Origin of the sequence: Kitasatospora sp. NPDC056273 (genome assembly GCF_042268845.1) — a bacterium.
Taxonomy (GTDB): Bacteria; Actinomycetota; Actinomycetes; order Streptomycetales; family Streptomycetaceae; genus Kitasatospora.
In genome coordinates, this window is record NZ_JBHJSJ010000122.1 from 1 (window position 1) to 3,864 (window position 3,864).

4 protein-coding genes are annotated in these 3,864 nt (G+C 72.6%); 1 reads left to right on the top strand and 3 read right to left on the bottom strand.

Annotated features, from left to right (window positions below):
• The 3 genes from ACFCY1_RS41405 to ACFCY1_RS41415 all read right to left on the bottom strand — a co-directional run.
• Positions 1-335: hypothetical protein (locus ACFCY1_RS41405; RefSeq protein WP_375877811.1), on the bottom strand; the 335-nt coding region annotated here is incomplete at its 3' end.
• Between the two features lie 233 nt (positions 336-568).
• The gene (locus tag ACFCY1_RS41410) at positions 569-1,756 is read right to left on the bottom strand and encodes a cell wall metabolism sensor histidine kinase WalK (protein WP_082346227.1); all 1,188 of its coding nucleotides are present in this window, start codon (positions 1,754-1,756) and stop codon (positions 569-571) included.
• 93 nt (positions 1,757-1,849) lie between these two features.
• Positions 1,850-2,587, bottom strand: a complete 738-nt coding sequence (locus tag ACFCY1_RS41415; RefSeq protein ID WP_181970677.1) for a response regulator transcription factor — start codon at positions 2,585-2,587, stop codon at positions 1,850-1,852.
• A gap of 561 nt (positions 2,588-3,148) precedes the next feature.
• Between ACFCY1_RS41415 and ACFCY1_RS41420 the strand changes: the two genes are divergently transcribed.
• On the top strand, positions 3,149-3,864 hold a 716-nt coding region (locus ACFCY1_RS41420), incomplete at its 3' end, for a rhomboid-like protein (RefSeq protein ID WP_375877812.1).

Consider the following 3,864-nt stretch of genomic DNA (forward strand, 5'->3'; position numbering starts at 1 on the left):
GGAGCCGGGGCGGCGGCCGGAGCCGGAGCCGGGGCGGCCGGCGCCGGAGCGGCCGGAGCCGGAGCGGCGGCGGGCGCGGCCGGAGCAGCGGCTGCGACGGCGGGCGCGGGGGCAGCGGCAGGGGTCGGCGCGGGGCCGGCCTGGGTCGCGGCCTGGGTCACTGGGGTCACCTCGGTACCGGGCTTGTAGTCGGCGAAAAAGTCCCACCAGGCTCGGTCGACCGAGTTCGGGTCCTGGAGGTACTGCTGGTAGATCTCGTCGACGAGCCACTCATTGGGGCCGAAGCCAGTGGAGCTTGCCGAGCTGTTGGGGGTTTCAGGGGACTGTGGCGACACGGCGGCAACCGCCCTCTTCCGCTTCCTTTTGGGATGTTTGGACAGCGGGGATTAAGGCTACGCCCCTGACCAGTGATCGCGCAGTCCCCGGGGCCCAGGCGTCGCCCAGATCACAGTGCTGACCTGCACTTTGGCTGAAAAAGTGCGTTAGAAAGCCGTATCTGAGGGGAACCGATCAGCGCCGAACAGGGGGCATACCGGGGCCAAAGCGGACAAAAACCCGGCCAAATCCTCTAACGATCTTCGTAGACCGCTGTGTCGGATCTGTGACAAATGTCCCGACCGTCGCTCTGACGCCGTGCGGGCAGCCGGACCTCGATCCGGCAGCCGCGCGGGGACTCGGCCACCGCGATCCGTCCGCCGTGCAGGTCCACCGCCCAGCGGGCGATGGCCAGGCCCAGTCCGGTGCCGCCGTCCGAGCCCGGTCCGGCGGCGGTCGCGGTGCCGCTGCGGCTGAACCGCTCGAAGACCCGGGAGCGGTCGGCCGGCGGGATGCCGGGGCCCTCGTCCTCGACCTCCAGCAGCAGGCCGCCCTCCTCGCCCTCCGGCCTCGCCCGCACCGTCACGGTGCCGCCGGGCGGGGAGTGCTTGCAGGCGTTGTCGACCAGGTTGGCGACCACCTGGTGGAGCCGTTCCGGGTCCGCCACGCCGGTCAGGCCGGTCGGGCTGACCTCCAGGGCCAGCCGGACGTCCCCGCGCCGGGAGAAGGCGCCGCCGGCCGTCGCGCCGTCCACGGTGACCCCGCGCAGCACGCCGTCCAGGAACTCGCGCACCTCGAAGGGGCGGGCGTCCAGGGCGACCACGCCGTCGTCGATCTTGGAGAGGTCGAGCAGGTGGGTGACCAGGCGGCCGAGCCGCTCGGTCTGCTCCAGGGCCGCCCCCAGGGTGGCCGGATTGGGCTGGACGACGCCGTCCACCACGTTCTCCAGGACGGCGCGCAGCGCGGCGATCGGTGTGCGCAGTTCGTGCGAGACGTTGGCGACCAGCTCGCGGCGGTGCCGGTCGGCGGCCTGGAGGTCGGCGGCCATGGCGTTGAAGGCGGCCGCCAGCTCGCCGATCTCGTCGCGCGAGTTCACCTCGACCCGGCGGCTGTAGTCGCCGGAGGCCATCGCGCGGGCGGCGGCCGTCATCTCGCGCAGGGGGGCGGTCAGCCCGTGCGCGAGGAACTGCATGAAGAGCAGTGAGGCGATCATGGAGAAGACCATGATGATCCGGATCTGGGTCTCGGACCGGATCGCCACGACCACCATCCCGGTGGCCAGGCACACGGAGACGATCACGAGCAGGGTGAGCTTGCCCTTGATCGAGCGGACCGGGTCGAGCGGCCGGATGTCGGCCCAGACCCGGCGGGCGGCACGGGCGGCCAGGTTCTGCGGCCGCGTGTCGGCGGATTCCCCGTTGCGTTGCTGTGGAAAGGTCATCGGTTCCTTGTGGTCCCCGCGGTGTCGGCCCGCGTGGTGGCACGGCGTCGTCCGGGCTGCGGGCCCCCCGGTGGCCCGTCGCCCTGGGAGGCCCTAGGAGAGCGGGGCCTCCAGCGCGTATCCGACACCGTGGACGGTGCGGATCCAGCTGGCGCCGATCTTCCGGCGCAGCGCCTTGACGTGGCTGTCCACCGTGCGGGTGCCGGAGGCGTCGGTCCAGTCCCAGACCTCGGCCAGCAGCTGCTCGCGGGTGAGCACGGCGCGCGGCTGGGCGGCCAGGCAGGCGAGCAGGTCGAACTCGGTCGGCGTCAGGTGGACGTCGCCCGAGGCCAGCCGGACCCGGCGCTGCACGTGGTCGATCTCCAGCTCGCCGAACCGCAGGCTGCCCAGCGCGGGCGTGCGGGCGGCCTGCTGGGCGCGCTCGACGCGGCGCAGCAGGACGTTGACGCGGGCGGCCAGTTCGCGCATCGAGAACGGCTTGGTCATGTAGTCGTCCGCGCCGACGCCGAGGCCGACCAGCAGGTCCGTCTCGTCGTCGCGGGCGGTCAGCATCAGCACCGGCACCGGGCGCTGGGCCTGGATCCGGCGGCACACCTCCAGGCCGTCGAAGCCGGGCAGCATGATGTCGAGGACCACCAGGTCCGGCTGCCAGGTGTGGAAGCCGTCGACCGCGCCGGGGCCGTCGTGGGCCACGGCGACCTTGAAGCCCTCGGCGCCCAGCCGGGCGGCGATCGACTCGGCGATCGTGGGCTCGTCCTCCACCACCAGGACTCTGCGCTGGCTGCTCACAGTGCCGCCGGCGTTGTGGTTGTCCTGCTGAATCTCTGTCACGGTCACGCCACCGCCCCCAGGGCTGCGGGCCGGCCACCTGTGGGGATGGCGGGGCTCCGCTCGTAGTCTTGTTCCGTCGTGGACTGTGCCGGGTCCGCCGTCCCGTCGCGCGATCGGGAGCCGAGGACGGATGGTCGGCCGCCCACTTCTCCCGCGCACTTCGCAGCGTACGGACAGCGGATGCTTCCCGGCAGGTGGACCGGACGTTTCCGGCCCGTGGGCCGGCTGTCGGGCCGCCCTCGGACCCACTGCACGAGTGGGCACGGGCCGATACCTTACCCGTCGAATTTTCTCTGCGTAACGGTACGTATGCAGTGCAGTTGACGCCAAGTCGCCGGTCAGAGGCCCTGGTGCCCCGTTTATGGGGAGAAGGTCTGGACCAATGTCGGGAATCCGGCGGTCCGCTACGGCGACGGTCTTCACGGGCTTCTTTCAGGTGCCTCTCAGAACCTCGACGTACCGTGGCCACGTGAGCGCCCGGCCGGGCGGAATCCGCGGCGCGCGCCGGTACGTTGGGCATCCGGCGGGGAGCCGGTGGCTGCGGCGTGGAGCGGAGGCGGCATGGCGGGACTCGGGCGGGGTGCCGACGGGTACGGGAGTGCGGGGGCGCCGTACGGAATGCTCCGCCTCGGGCTGCGCACCGGCGTCCTGGAATGGCTGCTGGAGCGGGTGCCGACGCCCCGGAGAACGCCCTTCACGCTCGGGTACCTCGCCGTCGTGGGAGCCACCACGACCTTCGCCCGGCTCGCCGATCCGGAACTCGTCCAGCGTCTGCAGGAGGCCTCCAGTTCGGACGGCCACAACCTGCTCCAGCATCCTTTGCGCGCCCTTGTGCTGAGCGGGTTCTGGGTGGCCGGCGAGGTGTGGATGCCGTACCTGTGGGGATTCGCCCTCACCCTCGCCCCGCTGGAGCGCAGGGTCGGCCCGGCCCGGGCCGCGGCGGTGTTCGCGGCCGGGCATGTCGCGGCGACGCTGCTCTCCCAGGGCGTGGTGATCACCGCGGTGGAGACCGGGCGGATGGCGCCCGAGGCGATGGACTACCTGGACATCGGGGTCAGCTACGGCGTGCTCGCCTGCCTGGGCGCGGTGGCCGGGCTGCTCTCCTGGCGCGGGCGGCTGCTCGCGCTGGGCGGCGCCGGGCTGATGATCGCCGAGCAGATCGCCACCGACAAGGACGTGATCACCGGGGTGGGGCACCCGGCCGCGGTGCTGACCGGGGTCGCGCTGTGGCGCTGGCTGCGCCGGGCCGAGCGGCGCCCGCCCCGGCCGCGCCCGGC

Coding starts and splice junctions, on each gene's coding strand:
- ACFCY1_RS41410 (WP_082346227.1), bottom strand. CDS start 1,756: ATGACCTTTCCACAGCAACGCAACGGGGAATCCGCCGACACGCGGCCG.